Raw genomic sequence first — 25378 nt, 5'->3', positions numbered from 1 at the left:
GTGCGAGAAAGGAAATGGATTGAATATGAAAATATACACTTATTATTTGGGAAATGGCATATTCCCTTTGGATTGGGAAGTTTGTTTTAGTACTGTTGAGGAATATAAAAGAAAATTATTTGAGAAGTACACCGCTTCCCAAGAATACAATGATTTTGTAATAGGCGGATTTAATGTGCTTACCGACAAAATAGATGCGATTTTGAATTATGCTTTAGAGAACTTTCGAAAAGAATTTCCTCATAATTATGAGTTGCGTTGTCCGGCTATGATATTCCCGTTGCCAAGAGGTGATGAAAGTAATGGTGCTGAGTTTGCTATTGTTTTAAAACGTGATGAAGATGGAGATACAATGGTCTATTCTCCACTCCCATTGTCATATTTAGAAAGAAGTTAATACTCTGCTGAAAGAAAATGGGAAACCAAGTGATGAATAATGTAAAGCTATCCCGGGTTTCTCTCTGCCTATATGGAGTGCGTTGATTTGTGTCGAAGAGATCTCTACGTTTCGGATCAAGTATTGGAAGTTGCTCTAGAAAGATATCCGGCAAATTGTTACAGAGCAGTTTTCGGAGTACAGGCACGGATGGGCACCTGCCTACATACAATAAACAGACCGCAAGCCCGGTAAGTAACAAAGGCCGGTAAGTTCGCAACTACCTCAGGAGGTGTCATCCGTGCCCGGACTATTTAGCGCTATCGCTCTGTTCATCAAGGAATTGACGCTACTCGTTTCCTACGTGAAAAACAACGCCTTTCCGCAGCCATTGACTGAGAAAGAGGAAGCTCGACACCTAAAGCTTTTTGCCGAAGGCAACGCACACTCTCGTAACACACTCATTGAACATAACCTACGGCTGGTGGCCCATATTGTGAAAAAATTCGATAACACCGGTGAAGATTTGGAGGACCTTATATCCATCGGCACCATCGGACTGATCAAGGCCATCGAAAGCTTTCAGACCGGGAAAGGCACCAAGCTGGCAACATTTGCAGCCCGTTGTATAGAAAATGAAATCCTGATGCATTTACGATCCCTGAAAAAAACACGCAAAGACGTATCACTTCACGATCCTATAGGGACTGATAAGGAAGGCAACGAGATTACTTTGATTGATATCCTCGGCACCGAGGCGGACGATATTGTAGATAAAGTACAGCTCAAAATCGAGAAGAGTAAAATCTATCGCAACCTGGATATTTTAGATGAGCGTGAAAAAGAAGTAGTTATTGGTCGATTCGGCCTGGAAGCCGGAGGTGAAGAACGTACACAGCGGGAAATCGCCAGAGAGCTGGGGATTTCGCGTTCGTATGTGTCCCGCATTGAAAAGCGTGCATTAATGAAGCTGTACCATGAATTTTACAAGCAGAAGGGGTAATGGATAAGGAGATATATGAACCCGATTGAGGCCCTTTACAGGGCCTTTTTAGGTCTTTTTCATAATTCAATTACTTGCTTCTTTACGCTGAAAAGCGCTAGGGAATTTTCCTATAAGTGTGGTTACTCGTTCAGCTAGTTGGCTCTCTTGGATTGAATTTATTTCCCTACATATTCATCCAAAAAGCGATCTACTCTTTTGAAATATTCAGTGGGGTAATGGTTGATGGCATCGATGTGCTCCGTATTTTGCGGGTACCATACTTCTGCTTTTGGGTTATCTTTTAAGGACTCGTAAATAATTTCTGTATTTTTATAACTAATTTGCTGATCTCCAGTACCATGAATGAGCATAACTGGCTTGTCTTGCATCTTTTTTACCGCATCCATAGGAGATATGGAATCAAGATCAACCTTAAAGGCCCAATTTGCCATCCATGTCGATGTATAACTGAATGGAAACGCAGGTAAACCTGAAAAGAAGGGCAAACCCTCTCTCAGAAATAGACCAGCATTACGAAAAGGACTATCCGCAATTACGGCTTTGATGTCATCACTTTCACTTGCGGCTAGCAAAGAAGTAGCAGCACCCATTGAAAAACCGATAACTCCAATGTTATCACCCGTATGGTCTCTCGATTTTAAATAGCTTACAGCTCCTAGCAAATCATATTTTTCATTGAGGCCTAGCGTAATCAAATCACCATCGGACTTACCTTGTGAACTGAGGTCAAATGCCAATACATTGTAGCCTTTCGGAACGAAGTGCTCTACTAACTTTTGGGTCCGCCCTTTGACTAAACGATTGCTCGTATATCCATGGACGACAATAATCGTTTTACTACTTGATTTACCAGAAAGACCACTTGCAGGAAAGAAGGAACCTCTAATCGTATTATCATTTTTTTCACTCTTGAACTCGACCTCTTCATAGGGAGTTTTATCGATATTTAATCCGTAGCTGACATTAGTGTCTCTAGGATGGTGCAACAAGGTGTCTACTACTTTATAAGATATAAAAAATACAAGAGCCGTCACAAGCAAAAGCACGATCCCTAGGCTCCATAAAATTTTCTTTCGTTTTTTCACACGAACGTTAAATGTCAGATCGGGTTGTAATGATGCTTGACTCATTCAGACTCCTCCAGTTTTTCTTTAGGTTGTATGGGTGCGAACAAATAAAAGGCATGCCCCTTCAGATTTTCCCACTCGGGATGATGAATAATACTTTCTCCAAGAGTTAAGCCCACTCCATTTAAGAAAGAGATATAGGCACGAGAGATCATTGCTGGAGAAAAGCTTTTGTTGAATTCTCCCATTAACTGTCCCTTGGCATAGACGCATTCGATCGCATCTGTCATTACCTTTATACTTTCAAGGACCTTCTGTGTAAGTTCGGGGAATTTTACTCGTTGTCCTAAGACAGATTGAACAAGTCGCAATTCATTTATATAGGAGTAGATATGGTTGAATTGTTCTGCCACCATGCTTTTAATCAATACGCCCGGCGTCCCCTCTTTTTGTAGACAAGCAAGTGATTTCGCCTGAATATCAGCAAGCGGCTCAAGGACAGCAGCGTAGTATAAAGCTTCTTTGCTGGGGAAATATTGAAAAATGGTTCCAGGAGTCACTCCCACACTCTGCGCAATGATCGCCGTTGTGGTATTAGAATATCCACTTTCTGCGAACAGGACAACAGCTTCTTCTAGAATACGTTTACGCCGCTCCAGTCTTTTTTCTTCATTAATGGGTCTTGCCAAATGTATTCTCCTCTCTTTAAACTAAACTTCAATTAATTAAATGAATGATTATTTAATTAATAATATATATTAAATTATGACTTATAGCAAGAGTGAAATTTATCTTACTTACGAGCAGGATGAACCTCAACATATAAAAATAAGCCGAAGGCTGCCCAACATGCGCCTCCGGCTTGTTTTATCAGGTTATTTTGGATGAGTACACGCTCCACCTTCCTTAAATGAATAAAACAATGAATATTTGGAGGATCTCATACCCTTCGGTACCATCGGCCTGATGAAGGACATTGAAAGCTTTCAGACTGGGAAAGGCACCAAGCTGGCAACATTTGCAGCCCGTTGTATAGAAAATGAAATCCTGATGCATTTGCGATCTCTGAAAAACATGCAAAGACGTATCACTCTTACGGAACGCAGACGTTGAGGCGAGTCAAAATTTTCGCACGATGACTCTACGAGAAAATTTGTTTATACTTTAACTACTTAATAGTGAATGTAATGGATATGAGGTGGAACTAATGATTCTGGTAAGTTCGTGTTTGGCGGGCATGAAGGTACGATATAACGGGACGGATAGCCTGGATGTATATATACAGAAGTTGGTAGAGGAAAAGAAAGCTGTGACAATCTGTCCTGAGCTTTTGGGGGGCTTTGTGACTCCGAGAGAGCCTGCTGAGATTGTTGGAGGGACAGGCGAGGATGTGCTGAACGGCACAGCCAAGGTGGTCGAGTTTTCAGGCAACGATGTCAGCGATATGTACATTAGGGGTGCGTACGAAGCCTTGAATATAGCCAGAGAGGTTAACGCAACGCATGTTGTTTTAAAAGAAAACAGCCCGTCCTGCGGATCAGCAGCAATATATAATGGGTCATTCGAAAATCGTAAAATAGCTGGTAATGGGGTAACCTCGGCTTTGTTAAAAAAGGAAGGCTTTAAGGTCATATCGGAAGAACAAATTTCGGATATTTTTTTGGATTAGAATATGTAATGGTAAATCAAGCGCCTTGCTAGCTTACAGGCTTATACCTGCGGAGCGTAAGACGCTTGTTTGTGCTGTATGCCGCTATATGATATAGACATCACATTATTTAAGCTTTAATGCAAGAATCCCCAAGTATTCCTTGAGGGCTGTTCCGGTTGTAGACATGGCTCCAGCAGACGGCGAGAGTTTGCCAGCATACAGTGACAGCTTTTCACTTGCCAGATAGTCGGTAGGATAAGCTACGACCTGCATGTCTGCACGCTGAAATTCCAGTGCAGCACGGGGCATATGGAAAGCGGAGGTCACCAGAACAGCTCTAGTGAGTTGATGTTTTTTTAAAATTTGCGATGTATATACGGCATTTTGCTGTGTGTTCAAAGAACGGTTTTCGATCAGAATGTCCTTTGCCGGAATACCGAGTCCCAGTAACTGTCTTTGTGCAATATTCGCCTCATTACCACTGTCTCCAAACACTTGCCCGCCGGAGAAAAGAATGGGTAAGCCTGTTGCTTCATGCAATCTGGCCGCAGTGAGCAGTCGATTAGCCGCAGATCCTAGCAGATTGCCTTGTCCATTGATGTCGGGGGTTCCCTGTGTGGCTCCGCCCCCAAGCACAACAATGACATCGCCTTGAACAGTACGGGGTTGTGGGTACTGTTTTTCCAGGCTACTGATTAACAAATCTCCAGCCAGATTGGTCGAGGAAACATACAGCAGCAATGTGACAAGAAGCAGTACGACCGCAGGTATACGTGCCCTTTTCCATAGCCAAATCACGAGCCCTGCCATCACGAGGATGAACAAACCGGGAGGGAGCACAAAGCTGTACAAAAATTTGATGATATAAATCAAGTGCAGACAACCTCCTATCCTTATAAGCTTTATCTGTCTTTTTGGTATATTGTAACATAGGCAACTGACTGGATTCCTCTGTCCGAAGACATACCTCGATGAACAAGCGGGCATGAAAGTTGGAGCTTTCCAATACATATTTTTTGTTTGATAAAGTTGTTCTGTAGGCGTAGTATATAAAGTCTAGTGATTTTTTTCATAGAGGAGCGATAGCGTCATGGGAGAGTTAACGACAGCCAAGCGGATGATGATGATCGCGCTACTGGTTGTATTGTGGGGCATTTCTTGGCCCATTTATAAAGTTGCATTGGAATTCACACCTCCACTATTGTTTGCAGGACTACGTACACTGCTGGGCGGTCTGCTATTGGGAGTGATTTTAGTACCGAGATGGAATCGCATTCGTTGGAAAGAAAATTGGCGGGTGTATGCTATTTCAGGTATTTTTAACGTGGTATTGTTTTATGGTCTGCAAACGGTGGGACTGATGTACGTCCCCTCTGGCTTGTTTTCTGTGCTGGTATATCTCCAGCCTGTACTGGTCGGCATTTTTGCATGGATGTGGCTAGGGGAAGCGATGTCCAGACTTAAAGTGCTTGGATTGGTCATCGGATTTTTGGGCGTTGCGGCTGTCAGTGTCGGCGGATTTTCAGGACATGTGGCTATGGCAGGTGTAATCCTCGCCATTATTACAGCCGTGAGCTGGGCATTGGGAACGGTATATGTGAAAAAAGTAAACCAGCGTGTGGATTCGCTGTGGCTGGTTGCATTTCAATGTACACTGGGAGGCGTCGTGCTGACGGGAGCTGGAACGGTAACGGAAAGCTGGTCAGATATCGTATGGAATGTCCCGTATGTGTCAGGGCTGATATTCGGCACGGTGCTGGGAATTTCTCTTTCCTGGTTGCTGTATTTCACACTTGTTAATTCAGGGGATGCGAGCAAGGTTGCATCTTATACGTTTTTGGTGCCTGTGATCTCGGTGTTTGTCAGCTCGTTGGTGCTGGGCGAAGCGATTACGGCTTTCCTGCTGATCGGGTTGATCTTAATCGGGCTTAGCATTTATTTGGTGAATCGCAGAGTGAGAGTAGTACGACAAGCTTGAAAATAGGATATGGTACAAGCAAGGACTCTGCGCAGGTAGCAGGGTCCTTTTTTAGAGGATTTTAACACCTGTCCGGCGAATTTTAGGAAGAATGAAACGGGTTCGGCTGAAACGAATTTGATCTATAAGGAGGGGTTCAAGCATGATCCAGCTTCAAAATGTCAAACGGTATAAGTCTGCCAAGCGGATAATAGTTGCATTTGTTTTATTGGCAAGTGTGGCAATCGGACTGAACGATGGAGAGTGTGCTCAGGCAGCGGGAACTTCTGCATCTATAAAGCAAGGTCAGAGAACTGCAAGTGTCCGTGTTTATTTTAACGGAAATATGATGTCGTTTCCCAAAGGAGAGTCATTCATAAACAAGGGACAGGTCATGATTCCTATTACAGATGCTGCTCTGCCAGGAATAGCCACGGATTATGACCCCAAAACACAGACGCTTACACTTACCAATGGTATAGCCAGTCTGGGTTCCGGTCGAATAAAGGCTAACTCCAATATAGGTTTTGTACATAACAGGAAGGTTACTTACGACGTTTCAGCCAGTAGCATTCGTGGAACGCTTTATGTTCCTCTGGCATTTATCAGTGATGTGGTCGGGGGCAAGCTCGAATGGAAGAAAAACGAACGAATGGCTAGCATAAGCTATCCTCAGTTGGTTGGGGAATCGGAGGAAAGCAAGGGCTATTTGCTGGATGCAAGCAGCGGAGTATTGTACCATAAAGAGGATGGCGGCCGTATCCGTGCGCTCAGTCCAACAAATATTAAATTGAAAGAAGATTATTTTGGCATGACGAAAATCATATCAACCAAGGTTACGGAGGATGCAGATTTGGTTACGGTATGGCAAGCGTATGGCGAGCCCATGATTAATGACGATTTTTATACGCTGTTCGTCCAGAAAGGCAAGGTACTTCGTCAGGCAAAGGCTCATTATTGGAATTTTAATGCCAACAATATCAAGCTTTATAATGGTAAAGCAGTCATGAACGATGGACAGACCGTTCGTCTGATTGGCGCTAATGGTTCTGTAAAAGAAATATGGAATATGGGGAAGCTTTCCGGTCGTTTGAAGGACAGCTTTGCGGTGGAAGGCATGGGCGAGGGGTTTATTCTTGCCAGATCGAATGATGAGGGCTTTTTAATATTAATTAATCTTAAAACCCACCAGTCATTGTTGGTGTATGAGTTGCTTCAATTAGCTCCTGAGCAACTGAACGGATCCAGGGAAGATGGTATTAAGTTTATCGGTCAGAACAAAAATGACGGTGAACTGCGCTTCGAGCTACATGATAGTAAAGGACGGCCTCAAACGTTCAAATATGCTTTGTGAATGGGTTTAAGGCGTCGATCAGACGCCTCATATTACATAAAACTTCACAAATATCCGAATTGTTCACTCCTCAGGTCACTCCTTTGTTCATGAAGCATGAGAGGCTTCACTTTTTATTTTGAATGCGCTTACATAAAATATAGTTATACGGCGGCAGTGCTACAAACCTTGCTGTCGGCAACGTATACAGAGGGGGAGTGACTCACATTGAATCAGCCTATGCCCAAAAATTCTGCAATGCTTACAGCGGATTCCCGCCTGAACGGTAAGAGGCTGGGAACGGGTAGAAAACACGGTTTTTTCTATGAACTGTTCCGCAATCGAGTATTATTTCTGATGTTGTTGCCCACTTTAATTTTTTTCTTCATTAATTCCTACATTCCTATGGTGGGTATTTATTATGCATTTACCCAGTTCGACTTTAATACCAGCCTGTTTGATGCCAAGTTCGTCGGACTCCAAAATTTTCGCTTTTTATGGCAATCCGGCACGCTGACAAAACTGACATTGAATACGGTCGGATACAACGCAGCGTTTATTTTACTTGGTAACGTGTTAGCGATTGTTCTCGCTATTTTACTAAATGAGCTGCGAGGCCGCTACTTTAAAAAGATCGCTCAATCTGTGATGTTCCTGCCTTATTTTGTTTCTTTCGTTATTCTAAGTGTCATCGTGTATAACATATTTAATTATGATAATGGTTTTCTGAATACGCTGCTGCTGCAACTTGGTGGTGAACGCGTGGATGTATACAACAAACCATGGGTATGGATTTTCCTGATTATCCTATTCTATTTATGGAAAAATCTTGGCTACAGTATGGTGATCTATCTAGCAGCGATTACAGGTATCAGTGACGAATATTATGAGGCAGCTAAAATGGATGGAGCCAACATTTTTCAACGAATCTGGTACATTACCGTTCCTATGCTTAAATCGACATTCGTTGTGCTGCTGTTGTTTGCGCTTGGTAGTATTATGAAAGGACAATTTGATCTTTTCTATCAGTTAATCGGCAACAATGGGGTGCTGTACAATACGACGGATATTTTGGACACTTATGTGTACCGATCGCTGAAAGTGACTTTTGATGTGGGTATGGCTTCGGCGGCAGGCGTATACCAATCCTTGTTCGGCTTTGTACTGATCATGACTGTGAACTATATCATCCGTAAGTTGAACGACGAGTATGCCTTATTCTAGAAAGGAGGACCCAAACGGATGGCGATCAAAGAGGATGTATACACCCGAATTTTTAAAATTATCTCTTATGTGATTATCATTATGGCTTCCATTGCTTGTTTACTCCCGTTCCTACTTATTATTTCGGCTTCACTGACCAGTAATGAATCGATTATCAGGGATGGATATCACTTTATACCACAGCAATTCTCACTGGAAGGTTACCGGACGGTGTTCACCTTTCCTGAAGAGGTGTTAAGGGCGTACGGGGTGACGATTTTTACCACGGTTGTAGGTACGACGTTGGGCCTGTTCCTGATGACGATGGCAGGATATGTGCTGGCACGCAAAGATTTTAAATACCGCAATGCGTTTTCCTTCTATATTTACTTTACGACGCTGTTCGGGGGCGGGTTGGTACCTTGGTACATTATGCTGACGAAGTATTTAGGATTGCTTGATACGTATACAGTGCTTATTTTTCCGGGATTGATGACTCCGTTTCTGATCATTTTAATGAAAAACTTCATTCGTTCTTCCATGCCGGAAGAGCTGTTCGAGTCCGCTAAAATAGATGGTGCAGGTGATTTTAAAATTTACTATCGAATTGTACTGCCTTTATCTACACCGGGTATTGCCACTGTGGGGCTGTTTCTGGCCTTGGCTTACTGGAATGACTGGTTCTCATCCTCACTCTTTATTAACGATCCGCATAAATACCAGTTGCAATATTATCTGTATAATGTAATTAACTCCATGCAATTTATCGCTCAAATGGGTGCAGGTACTGGTGTGTCCCTTTCCAATGATATGCCGACAGAATCGACGAAAATGGCAATGGCGATCGTGGTTACTGGACCCATTTTGCTGCTGTACCCGTTCATTCAGCGTTACTTTGTCAAGGGGCTGACCATTGGCGCGGTAAAAGGCTGAAGCGACACTAACGGGCTGAGATGGCATAACGTGCTGACGGTATGCCATCAAAGCAGCACTTTTTGTAAGCGTTTTATTTAAACAGACTACCATTTCAAAGGGAGGATTCACATGACATTCACAAAGAAAAGAAAACAACGCATGTCCATCCTGATTGCAGTAATGGTCATCATGGCGCTATTAGCCGGATGTGGAGGCGGTAGCGGAAACAGCGCACAAAAAGCAAATGGAGAGGATGATAAATCCCAAAAAGTGCAGCTGCAATTTTATATGCTGGGTGATGCTCCTAAGGATCTGTCTACCATTGAGGCAGAGATTAATAAGTTGGCGGAAAAAGATCTGAATGCCACCGTCAAATTTAACTATACGACGTGGACAGACTGGGATCAAAAATATAAGCTGTTATTGTCTTCGGGTCAGCCTATCGACCTGATATTCACTGCAGATTGGACGCAGTATCAGGCCTATGCCAAGAAGGGCGCATTCCTGCCGCTAGACGATCTGCTGCCTAAGGCCGCACCTGCCCTGCAAAAATTTGTGCCTCAGGACATGTGGGATGGAGTTAAAATCGGAGGCAAAATTTATACCGTGCCTGGCACGTATAAAGAGTATGTCACTAACGGCTTTGTATGGCGTGAGGATTTACGAGAGAAGTACAATTTGCCTAAACCGACAGATATCAAAAGTTACGAGGCTTATATGGATGGGATACGTCAGCATGAACCAAATATGAAAACCGTATCTCTGAACAGCGATATCAAGGGAAATCTACATGACCGATATACCGAATTAGTAACGAAGAGTATAGGTGCCTTGCCTTATGGCATTGGTATTAAATATGAAAAACCAACAGAGGTTTATAAATTTTGGGGCTCGGATGAGCAAAAAGAAGAGCTGAATACTTACAAACGCTGGGCCGATAAAGGATTCATTCCCAAAAATGTATTAAACGTAAAAGATACGCTTCAGGATCAAGTGACTTCTGGTAAAGCAGCGAGTATTTTCGGTGACAATCCAACCCGGTTTAATGATATGGTCATTAAGCTCAAAGCATCTCACCCGGACTGGAAGCTCGAGTATTACCCATTCCCTTTGACGACAGGTTATGCAACTCCAGTGCATCCGATTCATAACGGCTTTGCAATTCCAAAAAGCAGCCCAAATCCGGCGCGCGCATTAGCTTTTTATGAAAAGCTTGTGACGGACAAACGCTATAACTTGCTCACGCAATATGGTATTGAAGGCAAAAACTACGAAGTCAAAGATGGTTACTACCATATGATAGGTAGCGGCAGTTCTAATGGATTTTCACGCGAAGGTATGAACAGTTGGGCTTGGCGTAACCCGGAATATATGCTGTTTGATTCAGGCTTTGACCGTGTGAAAAAGATTTTTGCTGAGCTGGATAAAATTCAGAAGCCTGACCTGTTTACCGGCTTTGCAGAGGACTACACAACCTACCAAGCAGAAAAAGCAGCTCTAGAACAGGTTGAGAAGCAATATCTGTATCCACTCCAAGCTGGACTGATCGACAATGTAGATCAAGGCTTGCAGACCTTCTTGCAAAAGGCAAACCAAGCTGGTTTGGAGAAAATTCAAACCGAATATACAAAACAATGGGAAGCTTATGTAAAGGAGAAGGGGATTAAATAAAACCTAAAGAATTGTGATAAAGAAGAAAAGCAAGTCTCCAGAAAGTTGGAGGCTTGCTTTTTTTATGTCAGTTTACTTATTGCGCATTTGCTCTAGAACGGCGAAAATCTGTCGGTGTTACGCCCAAGCTACGTTTGAACATGCGATGGAAATAAGAGCTGCTTGCAAATCCGGTTTGTTCTGCTACGTCAGCCACGGACCAGTCGGTCTGTTCCAGTAACTCACAGGCCTTGCGAATACGGAGTTGTTGGATGACGTCAACGATAGTAGACATGGTCTGTTGCTTATATAGCCTGCTGACATAGATCGGCGACATATCCAGCTCTTCCGCAATCTGATTGAGACAAAAATTGGGATCCGTATAGGCCTGCTCCATTCGTTCATTAATTTGTCGCACCAAACGTTCCTGTTTCGTGTTTCGTTTTTCCGATAGACTGGAGCGAATATGATCAAAGACCAATTGATAATGATCAATAAGGTTTTCAGCGGTCTCTAACCGATCTGCGGATGGTAATTCAGGTTTAGATTCTATAGCAAATCCATTGAGCTCACTGATATGCCGAACAGCATTATTCACACTCATGATGAGCCGGGATATCGCCTCTCGAATAGAGGAAAACGGATATTTTTCCATATGCATCAATAATTCTTTGATCATACTGTGTGCATCCTCCGTATGACCAGACAGTAGCATATCCAGCATTTTTTTCTCTTTATCGGCTGGATATACGTAAGTATTTTGGATATCTTCATCTGTAGTGTTTTGCGCATTAATAATGCAGCCATGTCCCTGAAAAAATCGGTGCATAGATGCGTCTTGTACCTGGCGGTACAGCAAATGTAGCCGTTCTGGTTGACTCGTGATGGCACTGTAAGTCAGTGAAACGCTCAGCTTCAAATATTCAAAGCAAGCTTCGCGTATTTGGCGTAATAAAGTTTCTAGTAGTACAGTGTCTGTATGTTCTGCGGGATCGAGAATGTTAAGCATCAGCAGTACACTGTCCTCATCCATATCAACAGTCTCCACCCGGTACGTCTGTCCGCATATTTCAGAAGCAATGTTCATAATTGCAAACTTATAGGGTAGCAGATCAGGTCCACGTTCGCTTTGCCATCGGGTATATTCATCTATGCGTAGCAGCACAAGGCGGTAGTCTTTGTCGAACTGGAACGTAATCCCAAGCTCGCGCAATCGTTCCGGTTCTTCACTGGCAGGGATATTTTGAATTCCCCGAATCACATTTCTTAAAATGTTTTGCCGGATCGTGTACATACTGTTTCGTTTCTCCGATTCCAGTGAATTCATATGCACAACGATTTGGCCAATAGGCGTATACAGCATTTTGGACAGCAGCCACGAAGCCACGAATCCTGCCAATGCAATGATGGCGGCTATCAGTAACATCGCATTACGAATAACACTCGCCATTTTGATAACGCTTTCATATGGTGTGACACTAATATACTGCCAACCTAGTCCGTCCGGGGAGGTGTAGGAAATGAGTGATCTTTTACCATGAAAGTCTTCTACAAAATAGCCTGTTTCTTGTTTTTTGACTCTCGTATGCAACCATAGCTGCTCTTTTTCGTTCAAAGTTTCGTCTGTCAATGTTGTACCAGACAACAGCCTGCCCTGATCGTCTAAAATATAAGCGGTCCCGCCTGAGATTGGATTCGCCGCCATTTCCTTGTTCATCCAGGCCGCCGACACATTCACAATCACAGCCGAATTTATCGCTTCGTTCGAGTTAATTGCGTCATAACATAAATACGTATAGGCTGCGATATCTGGGCTTGCTTGCTCTACTCCAGCTCTGGAGTCTGAGGCAGTCAGCAGCGGATACGTGCGTGGAATAGGCGTAAAGGGTTTATAGTCCTGATAATGATCCAGTACGCGAATGATATCTGTATCAGCCAGTTCATGTTTGCTAAATAACCCGTTTTGACCTTGTGAAGACGCAATGTAGAAGGTGCCGCTTTTAGGGTTAAACACGTAGATGGATTCGATATACGGCATGGAGTTAAGATAATTGTTCAATTCGGTCATGGCAGCAGTTACATCATATACATTAGGTTTGGGATAATACAACAACTTGGATAGGGTACTGCTGCGATACATTTGGAATGCCAACGATTGAGCGATAGATGTCATGTTAATAACCTCTCTGCTTCTCAACGTCAAGCTGTTGTGATTGGCCTCGAATGCCTGCTCCTTTTCCACACGAATATAGTAAAAATAATACACAGTGGTGGATACCAGCAACGTTAGCGTAATACATAACGTAATGCTGACCAGCAATTTGCTGTGAAGCTTATGATGCTTTTTGAAATTGCTCATTTGAACAGGCCTCCTGTCTGTGTGCACGTAGCTGTAAAGTACACCCTATTTATGTATTCATTATACGTGTGATCTTGTGAACAGAACAGTGAACAAACCGATTCTTTGTGAAAAATAATGATTTTTCGTTAAGCAGCTAACCCGTTGGTCAAGTACCGATTTCTAGGTTGAGCCGGAAATCCGCCAGCTAATCTCTTGTTATTTGCATGCCAATGTTTTATATTGACATAAGAGTAGGTCAAAAATAAAAGAGGTGAACGGACGAGATGAGTCCACGTACGAAGGAACAAAACGAAGAGATTCGACTGCGGCGTCTGGAGCAAATCCGGAAAGCTGCTGCCGATGTGTTTTTGAATAAAGGGCCTTTACTGGAAATCCGCGATGTGGCCGCGCAGGCGGGACTCGGCTATGGCACGGTATACCATTATTACAGCAATAAGGGCAATTTGCTCTACGATCTGCTATGGGATGCGTTGGAGCGGGCCGGGGGATTGCTGGAGGCCTCGTTAGAGGCTCCGCTGAAGGTTCCGCCGGAGGTCCCGCACGTTTCGGCTTCGGGGGAGGAGCCGGCGGGCGGGCATTTTGGCTTGGCTGATGCGGCGGACACTGGGAACTTGGCTGTCGCAGAGCTTGGCCCCGTTGCCGCTGCCAGCGTCCGGCTGCTGCAGCTTTGGGCGGAGGACCACGCCCTGTACCTGCTGCATAAGCTGGCCGGTGAGGGCTTTGCCTCGCTGCCTGAAGCGCGCTCGGTCCCGCTCTCGGCCGCCTTTCGCCGGGAGGTGCTCGCGCCGTTTGCCGCGCTGCTGGAAACCGGGTGTGTGGCGGACGGGTCTACCGCTTCCGGCGAAAACGCGACGGAGCCGTCGTATCGGCTACAGCGCGCGGAAATGCTGCTGGCCGCTTTGGTCGGTTGCGCCGCGCTTTCGCTTCGCCGCGGAAAGCTGCACGAGGAGGCCAGGGATATCGTCCGACTTTTAAAATTATAGAATGGATAAGGAGCGAACAAACAAAGATGATTATTTTAAAATCACCTAGGGAAATCGAAGAGATGAAGCCGGCGAGCCAAATCGTTGCGGACTGCTACCGCGAGGTGGCCAAACTGATCGAGCCTGGGATCACCACCCGGGAAATCAATGACTTTGTTGCCAGACACATCACCAAGCTGGGCGGCAAGCAGTTTACGAAAGGGTACAACGGTTTCCCCGCCGAAACCTGCATTTCGGTCAATGATGTGGTGGCTCACGGCATTCCTTCGAACCAGATGCTTATGGACGGCGACTTGCTGAAGCTCGACATCGTCGTGGAATACGGCGGATGGTTCGGCGATTCGTGCTGGTGCTATGCGGTGGGCAATATCCGGCCGGAGGCGCAAAAATTAATGAAGGTGACAAAGGAATGCTTGGATCTGGGGATCGCCCGGGCCCTCCCTGGGGGCCGGCTCGGCGACATAACGTCGGCGATTCAACAGCATGCGGAAGCGAACGGGTTTTCGCTCGTACGCGATCTGCTGGCCCACGGGATCGGACGGAGCCTGCATGAGGAGCCGAGCTACGAGCATATCGGCGTAGCCGGCAAAGGCATTCGGTTAAAGGAAGGCATGGTGTTTACGATTGAACCGATGGTCAACGAAGGTACGTTTCGTATCACGATCGACGACGATCAGTGGACGGCGAGGACGGCCGACGGCAAGTTGTCAGCGCAATATGAGCATACGATCGCAGTCACGCCGGACGGGCCGCTGATTTTAACGGCCCAGTAAGAATAAAGGCGAACGGACGGGAATGCGTCATTTCAGGAAATAAGTCGCCAACCCGGCCTGTTTGGCCTGACGAAAGTTCGTAATCCGAAACCACGAAAAAGCGCTGGGCCTACCTGGATCAGCGCTTTTTTTGCATGGTTTGAAACTTTTACCGATTTACGGAAAACCGTTTCCCCGGGGAAAATGGCCTAGAAGTAAAACACTCCCATTAGCCTAGGGGATCGATCCTGAAATAACGTAAGCAAAGAGAGGCAGTACTTCATCAGTCTGGAAATTGAACGTTACCTTTAACGATATAGGCTTGGCCTGTGCCATTTTCCGCTAGAGCTGGGATGGTATCGTTGAGCACGGCACCACGAATGTCCGTAATCCTTATTTTCAGAGGCTGTTTTCCTAAGTTGGTACCCAAAAAGTGGTTGTAATCCTGTTTTTCGAGATTGAGCCATTGTCCGTTTTGTTGGACTTCCATCTTCAAGACCGGATATTTATGATTGCGTACTTGAATGGCTGCCCACCATTGGCTGCTGCCTTCTTTAATACGGTAGGAGACATTGCCGCTAACAGGAGCTTTGACAACTTTCCAAGAAATATTAATTTTTCCGTCTAATTGATTGCCAATCAGGTTGAACGCGTTTGGGGACAGATCGAGTGCGCCACTTGGACCTTCGGGGTAAAGATCAGTTACATATACGGTTGTTTTCCCTTTGGGACCTTGAACTTCCAAATAGGCTCCAGCTAATGCAGCTTTGATTCCGTTATAATTCAGTTGTGTGCGGTTAAGCGCTGTGATTTTGGCATCCGAAGGGATGGGATCAAGTAGTAATGCCCCTCCAGAGTAACCTGATCCCGTATATGTGGCGTAGCCTGTGTATGTATCATTCCAAGCAGCTGAAGCGGGAAGGGCGAATAATACAATACTTAACAACGATGTCAGACCGATGGTTTTGAACTTTCGGAACGTCGATTTTTTTTGCATAATCATTTCCTCCTTATTCATTTAATAGATTCATATAGTAAATATAAACACTATATTACCTAATATTTCAAATTGTACAATAGGACTTTGAGGCAAAAAGAAAATATTGAAGATGTTTGTCAACTTACTCATAGGCCATATGTCTTGTTTTTTTTGGAAATGGTTGAACGGTGCTCTTTTTCGCAGAAAGTTTGCAGGGCAGCCGATAAGTTCAGGAAGATGTATCCTTATAACACAGGACAGGGCTGACTGGAGAGTAAGGACAGAGGAGGGGGTTAATAATAAGGACGAATGTCTTCTATGCACCGCCAGTAAAATACTTTAGAGCGATTAAACTAGGACTTTTGAATGAAGTCTTTTAAATAGAATAAGCGAACTATTGTTCTCCTTTTGTTTGTCGTATACAATCGAATCATGCTGATTCAAATGGAGTGATGTTGAACTCTGTTGTATGCTGCAACGAAAGGATGTTTTGCACCATGATGGGAAGAGCCCATTTGATTATTGGAACCGGGGTCTCCCTGTCGGTATTAGCTCTAAGTGGATACGAAGTGACCCCGGCTGCCGTGGCAGCTGCTGTGGTCGGTTCACTGTTGCCGGATATTGACGAGCCTAACTCCATGCTCGTGAGCCGTGCGCTGCCAACCAAAATGCTTAGATTCGTACAGCTTCTAATGATTGGGGCTGCTGGTTGGGTATTTTTCACCCGTTTGGCTCCGCCGCCATGGAATCTTGTTCTGGCTTTGCTGATGATTAGTGCTTCTTTTATGCCTTCACGATCCATGCGCAAGGTTATTATCTTTCTAATTGGTATCGGCCTCGCCTGGTATGGAGAATCATATGCACCGTGGAATTATATCGCTGGGTGTCTGCTGATCATTTGTACGCTAGTCCCACACCGGGGGTTAACTCATACGGTATACGGGACAGTCGCATGGACTGCGCTGCTTTATGGTACAACACGTTTGCACGGTGACAGCATATGGCTGGCTGGAGGTATGGCGTACTTGCTGCATTTACTGGCAGATTCCTTGACGAATAATGGAATTAAACCTTTGCCGCCGTTCAAATGGAAGCTGCGATTTAAATTGATGAGTACCGGAACCCGGAAGGGAGCTAAGGTAGAAAACGTCTGCATTGCTCTAACTGCTGTACTTGTAGTGATTGCTTTGCTTCGTTATAAGCATTTGATTTGAAATGTTCTATCTTTTGTTTCTATTAAATTAAAAAAACAGTCAATGCACGTTGTACGTGTCTTGACTGTTTTTTATAGATAGCGATTCTCTATTACACCTTAAGCTCGTTCAATAATGGTATTCAGCGTTGTACGATCCAGGTTTTGAACCAGCTTGATGATCAGCTCTTTGGCTGCATCATAATCATCAGTGTGAATAATAGACGAGGAAGTATGGATGTATCGTCCACAGATGCCTATGACGGTGGATGGCACGCCAATTCCGCTCAAGTGCACTTGGCCTGCATCGGTTCCCCCTGTGGAGATGAAATATTGATACTTGATTTTGTGAGTTTCCGCCATGTCTTGCACGTATTCCACAATCCCGCGGTGTGTAATCATACCCGGATCAAATACCCGCAGCAGTGCGCCTTTACCGAGGTGTCCGTAAGCATTCGGGTCACCGCCCATATCATTGGCTGCACTGCAATCCAGTGCAAAGAAAATATCGGGCTGAATCAGATTGGCCGCTGTGCGTGCACCGCGCAGTCCTACTTCCTCCTGAACAGTGGCCCCCGCATACAATGTATTGGGAAGCTTGTCTTTTTCTTTATGTAACGCTTCAAGCAGTTCAATAGCCAAGCCTACACCGTAGCGGTTATCCCACGCTTTAGCCATGATTTTTTTAGGATTTGCCAGTGGTGTGAAATCACAGATTGGCGCTATGGCTGTTCCTGGTACGATCCCCAGATCCTGAGCTTCCTGTCTGCTGTCTACGCCAATATCCAGATACATATGCTTGATGTCCATAGGTTTACTGCGTTGCGATTCATCCAGCAAATGAGGCGAGATAGAGCCAACTACACCGATAACTGGGCCTTTTGGAGTCAATACTTGAAGACGTTGTGACATGATGGCTTGACTCCACCAGCCTCCAACCGGCTGAAAACGAATCATTCCATTTTCCGTAATACCATTCACGATAAAACCGACTTCATCCAGATGGCCTGCCACCATTACACGTGGTCCACTCTCTTGACCGCGTAGCACCCCAAAAAGACTGCCCAATCGATCTTGCACGATTTCATCGGTATAGCCGGATATCCGTTCCTTAACCCATGCCCGTAACTCTCGCTCATGCCCAGGAATGGAAGGAAACTCCGTTAAGGTTTTAAACAATTCCAATGTTTTTGATTCCATGATGTATACCTCACTCCTTATTAATTAACCAGTGGTCGTCATGTATTTAGTATGAATGGATTTGTACGGAATGTCCACGATATCATTTTCCTGACATAACATTTCTCCAAAAAGCTCATAATGAAAAAGACCCAAGCAATTCGAACCGCCAAGCGCGAAAACTTACAGATAAGGGGTGGTGAATGATGCCAGCTAAATCCGGGCAGCGCGGTTTTCGTACCAATACGTCGCCGCTGTCCATAAATGAGAAGGACTATCAGAATATTTCACAAAAGCATGAGCCCTCGAGAAAAGTATTTGCCAATTGTGTGCGCGCTTTTCTGGTTGGAGGCGGGATCTGTGTGATTGGACAGGCGATTCAGGAGGCTTTTATGGCAGGGATGCACATATCAGCCAAGGAGGCCGCCCCGCCGACCTCATCTATGATGATCTTGCTGGCGGTCATATTAACCTGTATCGGGGTTTACGATAAGGTTGCCCAATGGGCGGGAGCGGGAACCGCTGTGCCAATTACAGGCTTTGCTAACTCCATGTGTTCGGCTGCATTGGAATATCGTTCTGAGGGGCTGGTGCTCGGAGTGGGCGCGAATATGTTCAAACTGGCAGGCTCGGTTGTCGTATTCGGGGTGGTGGCTGCATTTATCATAGGCGTTATATATGCCATCCTTGGTGTAGGAGGCAATCACTTATGAGAAGACAGGGAGGACAAACCTGGAAGTTTGAATCGAGACCGCGCATCATTGGAAGTGCCACTGTTGTGGGCCCGGATGAAGGAGAGGGGCCGTTGTCCACAGATTTTGATTATATTTATGACAATATAGAAATCAACGAGAAAACGTGGGAAAAAGCGGAACGTAGATTGATTGAGCACTCTACAGAGCTGGCGCTAATTAATGCCAATTTGAACAAAGAAGAAGTGCAGTTTTTTATTAGTGGTGATCTAATGAATCAGATTGTCAGTAGCTCCTTCTCAGCTAGCAAGCTGGCCATTCCCTATTTGGGTGTTTTTGGAGCATGCTCAACATCCATGGAAAGCTTAGCCTTAGCCGCACTTATTGTGGACTCAGAGGCCGGTGACTACGTGATGGCGGGTACGACTAGCCATAATTGTACTGTGGAAAAACAATTCCGCTATCCTAATGAATACGGATCGCAGAAGCCTCCTACGGCTCAGTATACTGTTACCGGTTCCGGCGCCGCAATAGTGGGCCATGCCAAGTCAGGGACGGTGGTGGATTGTGCTACCATTGGACGTGTAATGGACATGGGCATTAAAGACCCCTTTAATATGGGTGGAGCCATGGCTCCCGCGGCTGCGGATACGCTGTTGTCTCATTTTCGAGATACTGGCCGTGACCCTAGTTACTATGACCTCATTGTAACGGGCGATTTAGCTTCTGTGGGGCTGCCGATTGCCAAGGAGTTGCTCAAAAAAGATGGGTTTGATATGAATCAGACGGAATTTAATGATTGCGGTTTACTGATTTACGACATTAATAAGCAAAAGAAAGTCATTTCAGGAGGCAGTGGTTGTGGCTGCTCGGCTGTTGTAACCTACGGGCATTTGTTGAAGCGGATCGAAAAAGGAGAGCTACAAAAGGTACTGGTGGTGGCGACTGGAGCGTTATTATCTCCTTTGACTACACAGCAGGGTGAGAGCATTCCTTGTGTTGCACATGCTGTAGCTTTTGAGGCGGGAGGAACAGTATGATATTTCTATGGGCTTTTTTAGTGGGTGGTGCCATTTGTGTCGTGGGCCAATTGATGATGGATGTGTTCAAAATGACGCCGGCACATACGATGAGTACGTTGGTAGTTGCAGGTGCAATTGCTGATGCTGTTGGGATATACGATCCGCTTATTAAATTTGCAGGGGCGGGTGCGACCATTCCAATTACCAGTTTTGGTAACTCACTTGTACACGGCGCATTAACCGAATTGGAGAAGGACGGATGGTTGGGTGTCATTACAGGGATTTTTAGTCTGACAAGTGCAGGGATTTCCTCTGCGATTATTTTCTCTTTTCTGGCATGCTTGTTTGTTCGTCCAAAAGGAAGCATATAAAAGCAGCGTACTTTAGATTTGACATCGTAAGATAAATAATTGTATACATGTGCCCTTCGGATCTAATGACCGAAGGGTTTTTGATTGTTCTGCACATGAGAGATCGAAAGAAGGATGGAGTTTGAATAATATGGGCAGGGGGTTAAGTGTACTCTGTGCCTACCTTCATGTACAATAATAGGAAACAGGTTGCTATCTAGGAGGTTTACAGAGCTATGCCCGTACGTCAAGAATCTGTGCAGATTGTATCTGCAATCCGTTCTAATCTGGAATCATGTATATTAGGTAAATCCTTTGAAATAAAATTACTGCTTACGGCTATGCTGGCGGGTGGACACATTCTGATCGAGGATGTTCCGGGTACGGGAAAAACGCAAATGATCAAGGCTCTTGCCAAATCCATGCGCGGTGATTACCGCCGTGTTCAATGTAATCCTGATATTCTCCCGAGTGATATTACAGGGGTATCTATATTTCATCCACGGGACGAGCGTTTTTATTTCCGTCCGGGTCCTGTGATGACTAATATTTTGCTGGCGGATGAAATTAACCGAGCGACGACGAAAACCCAGTCAGCTCTGCTGGAGGTTATGGAGGAACGCAGTGTGACGGTGGATGGGGACACTCATATGTTGCCTCATCCTTTTATGTTGTGTGCGACACAAAACCCGATTGATTTTGAAGGCACTTATATGCTGCCGGAAGCACAGTTAGATCGTTTTATGCTCAAAATCAGCTTGGGTTATCCTGATATGGAGACGGAGCGAAACATGCTGCTCCATCATCAGGCAGGCCAGCCAGCAGATCGTCTGGAGGCTGTAGCTCATATGGAGCAGATTGCTGACATCCAGCAGGAAATTAGAGGGATTTATATGGACAAAGCAGTGACGTCCTATTTACTTGATATCGTACGTGCGACAAGAGAACATCCATCCGTGCTGCTGGGAGCTAGCCCCCGGGCGGCGCTTGCTTTTGTAATGGCTGCGAAGGCATACGCTTTTCTGGACAACCGTGACTATGTGCTGCCTGATGATGTGAAGGCGCTGGCACCTTATGTGCTAACGCATCGTTTGTTGCTGCGTCCCGAGGCGCGCCTGGATAGTTCCAATGCCCAGTCCGTGCTGGAGGCTGTCCTTCGGCAGGTACATGTACCCGTACGAATGGAGCGTCCTTAGGTAATGAATATGGTCAAAAGGAAGCGCAGGCTTCCCCGGCTGTCAGGCCGCATCTGGCTTCTGATGGTCATATGGGTGGTGTGCCTGCTATATTTGTTGTTTCAGGGCGGCAAGACGTCGGTCATGCTGTTGTCTATGGTTACGCTGTTAATCGTTTATTTATGGATCGTTGGTCTGAGCGGAGTTCGCCGTGTGCAAGGCTCCCGGCAGCTTTCGCAAGGCTCGGATTTTGGAGAACTGCTGCATGCAGGAGATCAGGTGCATGTAAAGCTGAGCCTCAGCATTCCTGGATTTCTTCCGTTACCCTATGTCATTGTCCGTGAGGTCCTTAAGCGACATACAGGTGAGTCCTGGTCGTTTGAGGATAGTGTCATTCCCAGTCTAAAAGGGGGCGGTAAGCTTACATTTCAGACTCCCGCTTTAGAGCGAGGAAGCTATCACTTTGAGGAAACGGAATGTGTGAGTGAGGACATCTTCGGTCTGTTGGAGCACAAAGGCAGCTTGAACGCACGCGGTGAATTTCGGGTTCTGCCCCGAACGGTATTCATTCCGTATTGGCAGATGAATGACCGTCGCTCAAGGATGTCTGGACCGCAGACCGTTCAAACTCGTACGCGGCGTGAAACGACACAAATTAACGGTGTACGGGATTATGTATATGGAGATCGGTTTTCGCGCATCCACTGGAATGCGACGGCGCGTACAGGTAGCTGGAAATCCAAGGAATTTGAGCATGAGACCGTTCCTAAAACGATGCTTGTGCTGGACGTACACATGAAGCATTATGTGAACGCCGAACAGTTTGAGCTAGCTGTATCCTCTACCGCTTCATTGCTGGAATATGGTGGACGGGAGCGAATGGGGGTTGGATTGTGCACAGCTGGAGAGAAAGGCACCGTCTTTCAACCAAGTGAGCAGACAATGGAACGACAACGAATGATGCATCACTTGGTAGACATACACACCACTTCACAAGGTAGCTTGAAATCCGCTGTAGAAAGCAGTGTGCGCCAGTTTCCGCAAGGCTGTTATTTTATACTGATTAGTCCGCTGAAGGATTATCAGGCGATGGAGCTTCTTCGCTGGGCCGATACCCGGGGGATGACTCCGTGCCACGTTTATATCGGAGAAGGTTCTGCTGAGGGAGAAGTTGAAGAATGGATGAGCATGCTTCGTGCAAGGGGAATTAAGGGCTACGATGTTGAGAGCCTTGAAGAGCTCCCGGCTGTAATGGGGGGAGGGACACTATGAAGAGCTGGTTACAATCGTTAAAGGGTTCCTGGGTCCCCGCTTTTACATTTTTATGGATTATTATTATTGCCATGCAATGGGTTTCTTTTGCTTCCGAATTATGGTTGGAAGAGACAAGAGCACTCGTACTAATGACCATTACAATGCTGGCTCTGGTGAAGATTGTACTACCAGTTCGTCCCTGGATTGAATTTATTGTTAAGGCGGCGGCACTGTTTTTTATTTTGTATCGGACATTGGTGTCTTATTCAATCATTATCCCCTTCGGAGGGGTAGCCAATCGCCTGGACCAGTTTATTTCCAATATGTCACCTTATATTTGGTTTTCCCTCATTGCTTGGCTAGTTATTGAAATGGTGCCGCTCATCGTTACAACGAAGCAGCGGATTCTTGTTTTTGTGGGTATTAACATTGCCGCGCTGGCAGTACTTGATTCCTTCACGCCAACTGTGCTGTGGGAGGAGGTTGCTTGGATCGTCTTTGCTGGTATGGGTTGGCTGGTGACACAGCATCTGCAGTATTTTCGGCAGCATTATCCTCAAGGATGGAAGCATATTCGGCGCTATCCATATAAAATAGCAGCCAATATTGCGGTCATTTTTGCGCTCATTATTATGGCTGGTGTCAATATGCCCGAGGTACAGCCCGCTTTGACGGATCCCTATACAGCGTGGACCCAGAGAAATAGCTCAACTACCGCCGGGATCAACAATGGATCTGGGGCACTGGATCAGCGGATGAACACTGCATCGGGTTATAGTCGCCAGGATAATCGGTTGGGGGGAGGTTTTAATTTTGACTATTCTCCTGTCATGACCATCACGACCACTCAACGAAGCTATTGGCGGGGGGAAACGAAACGAACCTATTCCGGTACAGGCTGGAGTGACAAGGGCAACGATGATCAAACGTTAAATGATGTTCCAATGACCGCAGAGCTTGAAAACACACAAGAAACGCGGCATTCGACTGAGCAGGTCGTTCAGACCATTACGATGCAAAACGACCAAAGCTATCCTGTTCTATTTGGCGCTTATTCGGTGCAGCGTGTTCAATCGGTGGACAGAGATTCACGGGCAGACGGGTTACGTTGGAAGCCGGAACAGGCGGAACTGCTTTGGAATCCATCCTCCCGAAGAACTGCTTATCCTAAAACGTATACTCTGGTATCGCATGTCCCTGTGATCCCTGAGAAAGAGCTACGCACAAAAACTTTTAATGAGTTGTACGGAAAAAACAAACAGGAAGCCTATCTACAAATTCCAGATGAGTTGCCACAGCGGGTTCGTGATTTGGCTCAGAACGTAACGTCAACGGCGAAAACGCCATATGAAAAAGTCGGATTACTACAGCAGTATTTGCAGCAAAATTATGCATATACGAACAATCCGGATCTCTCACGGAAAAGAAGCAGAGATTTTGTGGATGCCTTTCTGTTTGAGATTCGGGAGGGCTATTGCGATTATTATTCCACCTCATTAGTCATGATGGCTCGCTCCGTTGGGGTTCCGGCCCGTTGGGTTAAAGGGTATGCACCTGGTCAGCAGACGTTTTCAGATGATGCAACAACGGGTGAAGGTGACGAAAATATGTCCTCTTACTCCGTGACAAATGCGGATGCTCATTCCTGGGCGGAAGTATATTTAGGTGAATACGGTTGGGTTCCTGTAGAAGCAACGCCTGGCTTTGATATGCCGCTGCTTACGGAACAGGAGGATTCAAAGACTCCAGAAGCCCCAGAGGTTAAAGATCAGTCTGAACCGGAACAGCCTGAGCAGACCCCGCAGACTAATCCGGAGGAAGCTTCAAAGATTCATCCTGTAATTATAGGTTCTGCTGCTGCAATTCTGCTGTTGTGGGCTGCTTATGTCGTCTGGCGTAATCGGGCAGACCTTCACTTTTACCTGCTGCGTTTACGCAGAGGTAAGCCGTTGACTCCGGATGAAAAGGTGGTCGTCGAAACTGAGCACTGGTTAAGGTACATGCGAAGAAGGGGATTTGTCCGCGCCAGTCACGAAACACTGAGGGAATCAGTTGATAGATGGTCGCTAGAAGTACCGGAACAGGCTTCAATTTTACATCAGCTGCTTGGACGATTTGAACAGGCGCGTTATAGTCCCTCATCCGTAACCGCAGAAGATTGGCATATGGTTCGCAAGCAAGCCTCTCTGTTACACAAAGAAGGCTGGATAAAACGTCTATTTTAATCTTTAGCTATATATTTAGTGAAAAAGCTGTCCGTTTGTTGCGGATAGCTTTTTA

General features: G+C 45.5%; 23 protein-coding genes and 1 pseudogene. 18 read left to right on the top strand and 6 right to left on the bottom strand.

The genetic code is table 11. The features are described from left to right. Window positions 1-25 precede the first annotated feature (25 nt). A complete protein-coding gene (locus NSQ57_RS16840) occupies window positions 26-397 on the top strand; it encodes a hypothetical protein (RefSeq protein ID WP_029515399.1) in 372 nt (123 codons plus the stop codon). Window positions 398-677: 280 nt separating this feature from the next. Next, complete coding sequence (gene sigK, locus NSQ57_RS16835) at window positions 678-1379, top strand: RNA polymerase sporulation sigma factor SigK (RefSeq protein ID WP_013311218.1); 702 nt, start codon at window positions 678-680, stop codon at window positions 1377-1379. Between the two features lie 158 nt (window positions 1380-1537). Here the strand turns inward: sigK and NSQ57_RS16830 are convergent, their stop codons facing one another. Together NSQ57_RS16830 and NSQ57_RS16825 are read right to left on the bottom strand one after the other, a co-directional pair. Beyond that, window positions 1538-2512, bottom strand: a complete 975-nt coding sequence (locus tag NSQ57_RS16830) for an alpha/beta hydrolase (protein ID WP_342425039.1) — start codon at window positions 2510-2512, stop codon at window positions 1538-1540. Continuing rightward, window positions 2509-3138, bottom strand: a complete 630-nt coding sequence (locus NSQ57_RS16825; RefSeq protein WP_340956197.1) for a TetR/AcrR family transcriptional regulator — start codon at window positions 3136-3138, stop codon at window positions 2509-2511. Before NSQ57_RS16825 ends, NSQ57_RS16830 begins: the two co-directional genes overlap by 4 nt. A 241-nt stretch (window positions 3139-3379) precedes the next feature. Between NSQ57_RS16825 and NSQ57_RS16820 the strand changes: the two are divergent. Both NSQ57_RS16820 and NSQ57_RS16815 read left to right on the top strand, forming a co-directional pair. Then, a pseudogene (locus NSQ57_RS16820) lies at window positions 3380-3542 on the top strand (sigma factor); the annotation flags it as partial. A 114-nt stretch (window positions 3543-3656) separates the two neighbouring features. Then, window positions 3657-4118: a DUF523 domain-containing protein gene (locus NSQ57_RS16815; protein ID WP_039272334.1), complete on the top strand. Its 462-nt coding sequence runs from the start codon at window positions 3657-3659 to the stop codon at window positions 4116-4118. Window positions 4119-4223: 105 nt separating this feature from the next. Here NSQ57_RS16815 and NSQ57_RS16810 read toward each other — a convergent pair whose 3' ends face one another. Further along, window positions 4224-4973 carry a YdcF family protein gene (locus NSQ57_RS16810; protein WP_318627835.1) on the bottom strand — a complete coding sequence of 250 codons (750 nt, stop codon included), beginning with the start codon at window positions 4971-4973 and terminating at the stop codon, window positions 4224-4226. Between the two features lie 217 nt (window positions 4974-5190). Here NSQ57_RS16810 and NSQ57_RS16805 point away from each other — a divergent pair, with 217 nt between their 5' ends. From NSQ57_RS16805 to NSQ57_RS16785, 5 genes are all read left to right on the top strand, one after another. Next, on the top strand, window positions 5191-6078 hold the full coding sequence (locus tag NSQ57_RS16805; RefSeq protein ID WP_039272332.1) for a DMT family transporter: 888 nt from the start codon (window positions 5191-5193) through the stop codon (window positions 6076-6078). 142 nt (window positions 6079-6220) lie between these two features. Beyond that, window positions 6221-7411 (top strand): copper amine oxidase N-terminal domain-containing protein, encoded by a 1191-nt coding sequence (locus tag NSQ57_RS16800; protein WP_342425038.1) that lies wholly within the window; start codon window positions 6221-6223, stop codon window positions 7409-7411. A 207-nt stretch (window positions 7412-7618) separates the two neighbouring features. Then, entirely contained in the window at window positions 7619-8614 is a 996-nt protein-coding gene (locus NSQ57_RS16795; protein WP_029515393.1) for an ABC transporter permease subunit, read from the top strand. A gap of 18 nt (window positions 8615-8632) precedes the next feature. Next, window positions 8633-9526 (top strand): carbohydrate ABC transporter permease, encoded by an 894-nt coding sequence (locus tag NSQ57_RS16790; protein WP_340932712.1) that lies wholly within the window; start codon window positions 8633-8635, stop codon window positions 9524-9526. Window positions 9527-9637: 111 nt separating this feature from the next. After that, the gene (locus NSQ57_RS16785) at window positions 9638-11179 is read left to right on the top strand and encodes an extracellular solute-binding protein (RefSeq protein ID WP_029515391.1); all 1542 of its coding nucleotides are present in this window, start codon (window positions 9638-9640) and stop codon (window positions 11177-11179) included. Between the two features lie 76 nt (window positions 11180-11255). Here the strand turns inward: NSQ57_RS16785 and NSQ57_RS16780 are convergent, their stop codons facing one another. Then, complete coding sequence (locus NSQ57_RS16780) at window positions 11256-13517, bottom strand: helix-turn-helix domain-containing protein (RefSeq protein WP_069010441.1); 2262 nt, start codon at window positions 13515-13517, stop codon at window positions 11256-11258. A gap of 266 nt (window positions 13518-13783) precedes the next feature. Here NSQ57_RS16780 and NSQ57_RS16775 point away from each other — a divergent pair, with 266 nt between their 5' ends. Both NSQ57_RS16775 and map read left to right on the top strand, forming a co-directional pair. Beyond that, window positions 13784-14503: a TetR family transcriptional regulator gene (locus tag NSQ57_RS16775; protein ID WP_318627840.1), complete on the top strand. Its 720-nt coding sequence runs from the start codon at window positions 13784-13786 to the stop codon at window positions 14501-14503. A gap of 26 nt (window positions 14504-14529) precedes the next feature. Beyond that, window positions 14530-15276 (top strand): type I methionyl aminopeptidase, encoded by a 747-nt coding sequence (gene map, locus NSQ57_RS16770; RefSeq protein ID WP_029515388.1) that lies wholly within the window; start codon window positions 14530-14532, stop codon window positions 15274-15276. 262 nt (window positions 15277-15538) lie between these two features. On the opposite strand, the gene NSQ57_RS16765 is transcribed toward map, so the two are convergent. After that, complete coding sequence (locus NSQ57_RS16765; protein ID WP_340956189.1) at window positions 15539-16252, bottom strand: expansin EXLX1 family cellulose-binding protein; 714 nt, start codon at window positions 16250-16252, stop codon at window positions 15539-15541. A gap of 479 nt (window positions 16253-16731) precedes the next feature. On the opposite strand from NSQ57_RS16765, the gene NSQ57_RS16760 reads away from it, so the two are divergent. Beyond that, entirely contained in the window at window positions 16732-17448 is a 717-nt protein-coding gene (locus tag NSQ57_RS16760; RefSeq protein ID WP_209949476.1) for a metal-dependent hydrolase, read from the top strand. Between the two features lie 98 nt (window positions 17449-17546). On the opposite strand, the gene NSQ57_RS16755 is transcribed toward NSQ57_RS16760, so the two are convergent. Continuing rightward, complete coding sequence (locus NSQ57_RS16755) at window positions 17547-18626, bottom strand: M42 family metallopeptidase (protein WP_069010446.1); 1080 nt, start codon at window positions 18624-18626, stop codon at window positions 17547-17549. Window positions 18627-18811: 185 nt separating this feature from the next. On the opposite strand from NSQ57_RS16755, the gene spoVAC reads away from it, so the two are divergent. The 6 genes from spoVAC to NSQ57_RS16725 all read left to right on the top strand — a co-directional run bounded on the left by spoVAC (window position 18812) and on the right by NSQ57_RS16725 (window position 25323). Continuing rightward, window positions 18812-19318, top strand: a complete 507-nt coding sequence (spoVAC, locus tag NSQ57_RS16750) for a stage V sporulation protein AC (RefSeq protein WP_029515384.1) — start codon at window positions 18812-18814, stop codon at window positions 19316-19318. Next, window positions 19315-20337 carry a stage V sporulation protein AD gene (spoVAD, locus tag NSQ57_RS16745; RefSeq protein ID WP_029515383.1) on the top strand — a complete coding sequence of 341 codons (1023 nt, stop codon included), beginning with the start codon at window positions 19315-19317 and terminating at the stop codon, window positions 20335-20337. Before spoVAC ends, spoVAD begins: the two co-directional genes overlap by 4 nt. Beyond that, entirely contained in the window at window positions 20334-20690 is a 357-nt protein-coding gene (spoVAE, locus tag NSQ57_RS16740; RefSeq protein WP_013311204.1) for a stage V sporulation protein AE, read from the top strand. Before spoVAD ends, spoVAE begins: the two co-directional genes overlap by 4 nt. Window positions 20691-20905: 215 nt before the next feature. After that, complete coding sequence (locus NSQ57_RS16735) at window positions 20906-21865, top strand: MoxR family ATPase (protein WP_039272322.1); 960 nt, start codon at window positions 20906-20908, stop codon at window positions 21863-21865. A gap of 3 nt (window positions 21866-21868) precedes the next feature. Continuing rightward, complete coding sequence (locus NSQ57_RS16730) at window positions 21869-23116, top strand: DUF58 domain-containing protein (protein WP_318627844.1); 1248 nt, start codon at window positions 21869-21871, stop codon at window positions 23114-23116. Further along, window positions 23113-25323: a transglutaminase domain-containing protein gene (locus NSQ57_RS16725; protein ID WP_029515380.1), complete on the top strand. Its 2211-nt coding sequence runs from the start codon at window positions 23113-23115 to the stop codon at window positions 25321-25323. The genes NSQ57_RS16730 and NSQ57_RS16725 overlap by 4 nt, the downstream gene beginning before the upstream one ends. The last annotated feature ends 55 nt before the right edge of the window (window positions 25324-25378 follow it).

The organism is Paenibacillus sp. FSL L8-0502, assembly GCF_038593055.1.
In the GTDB taxonomy this organism is placed as follows: Bacteria; Bacillota; Bacilli; order Paenibacillales; family Paenibacillaceae; genus Paenibacillus; species Paenibacillus polymyxa_D.
The sequence above is the reverse complement of the archived record's forward strand: the minus strand, read 5'-3'. Positions and strand labels throughout refer to the sequence as shown.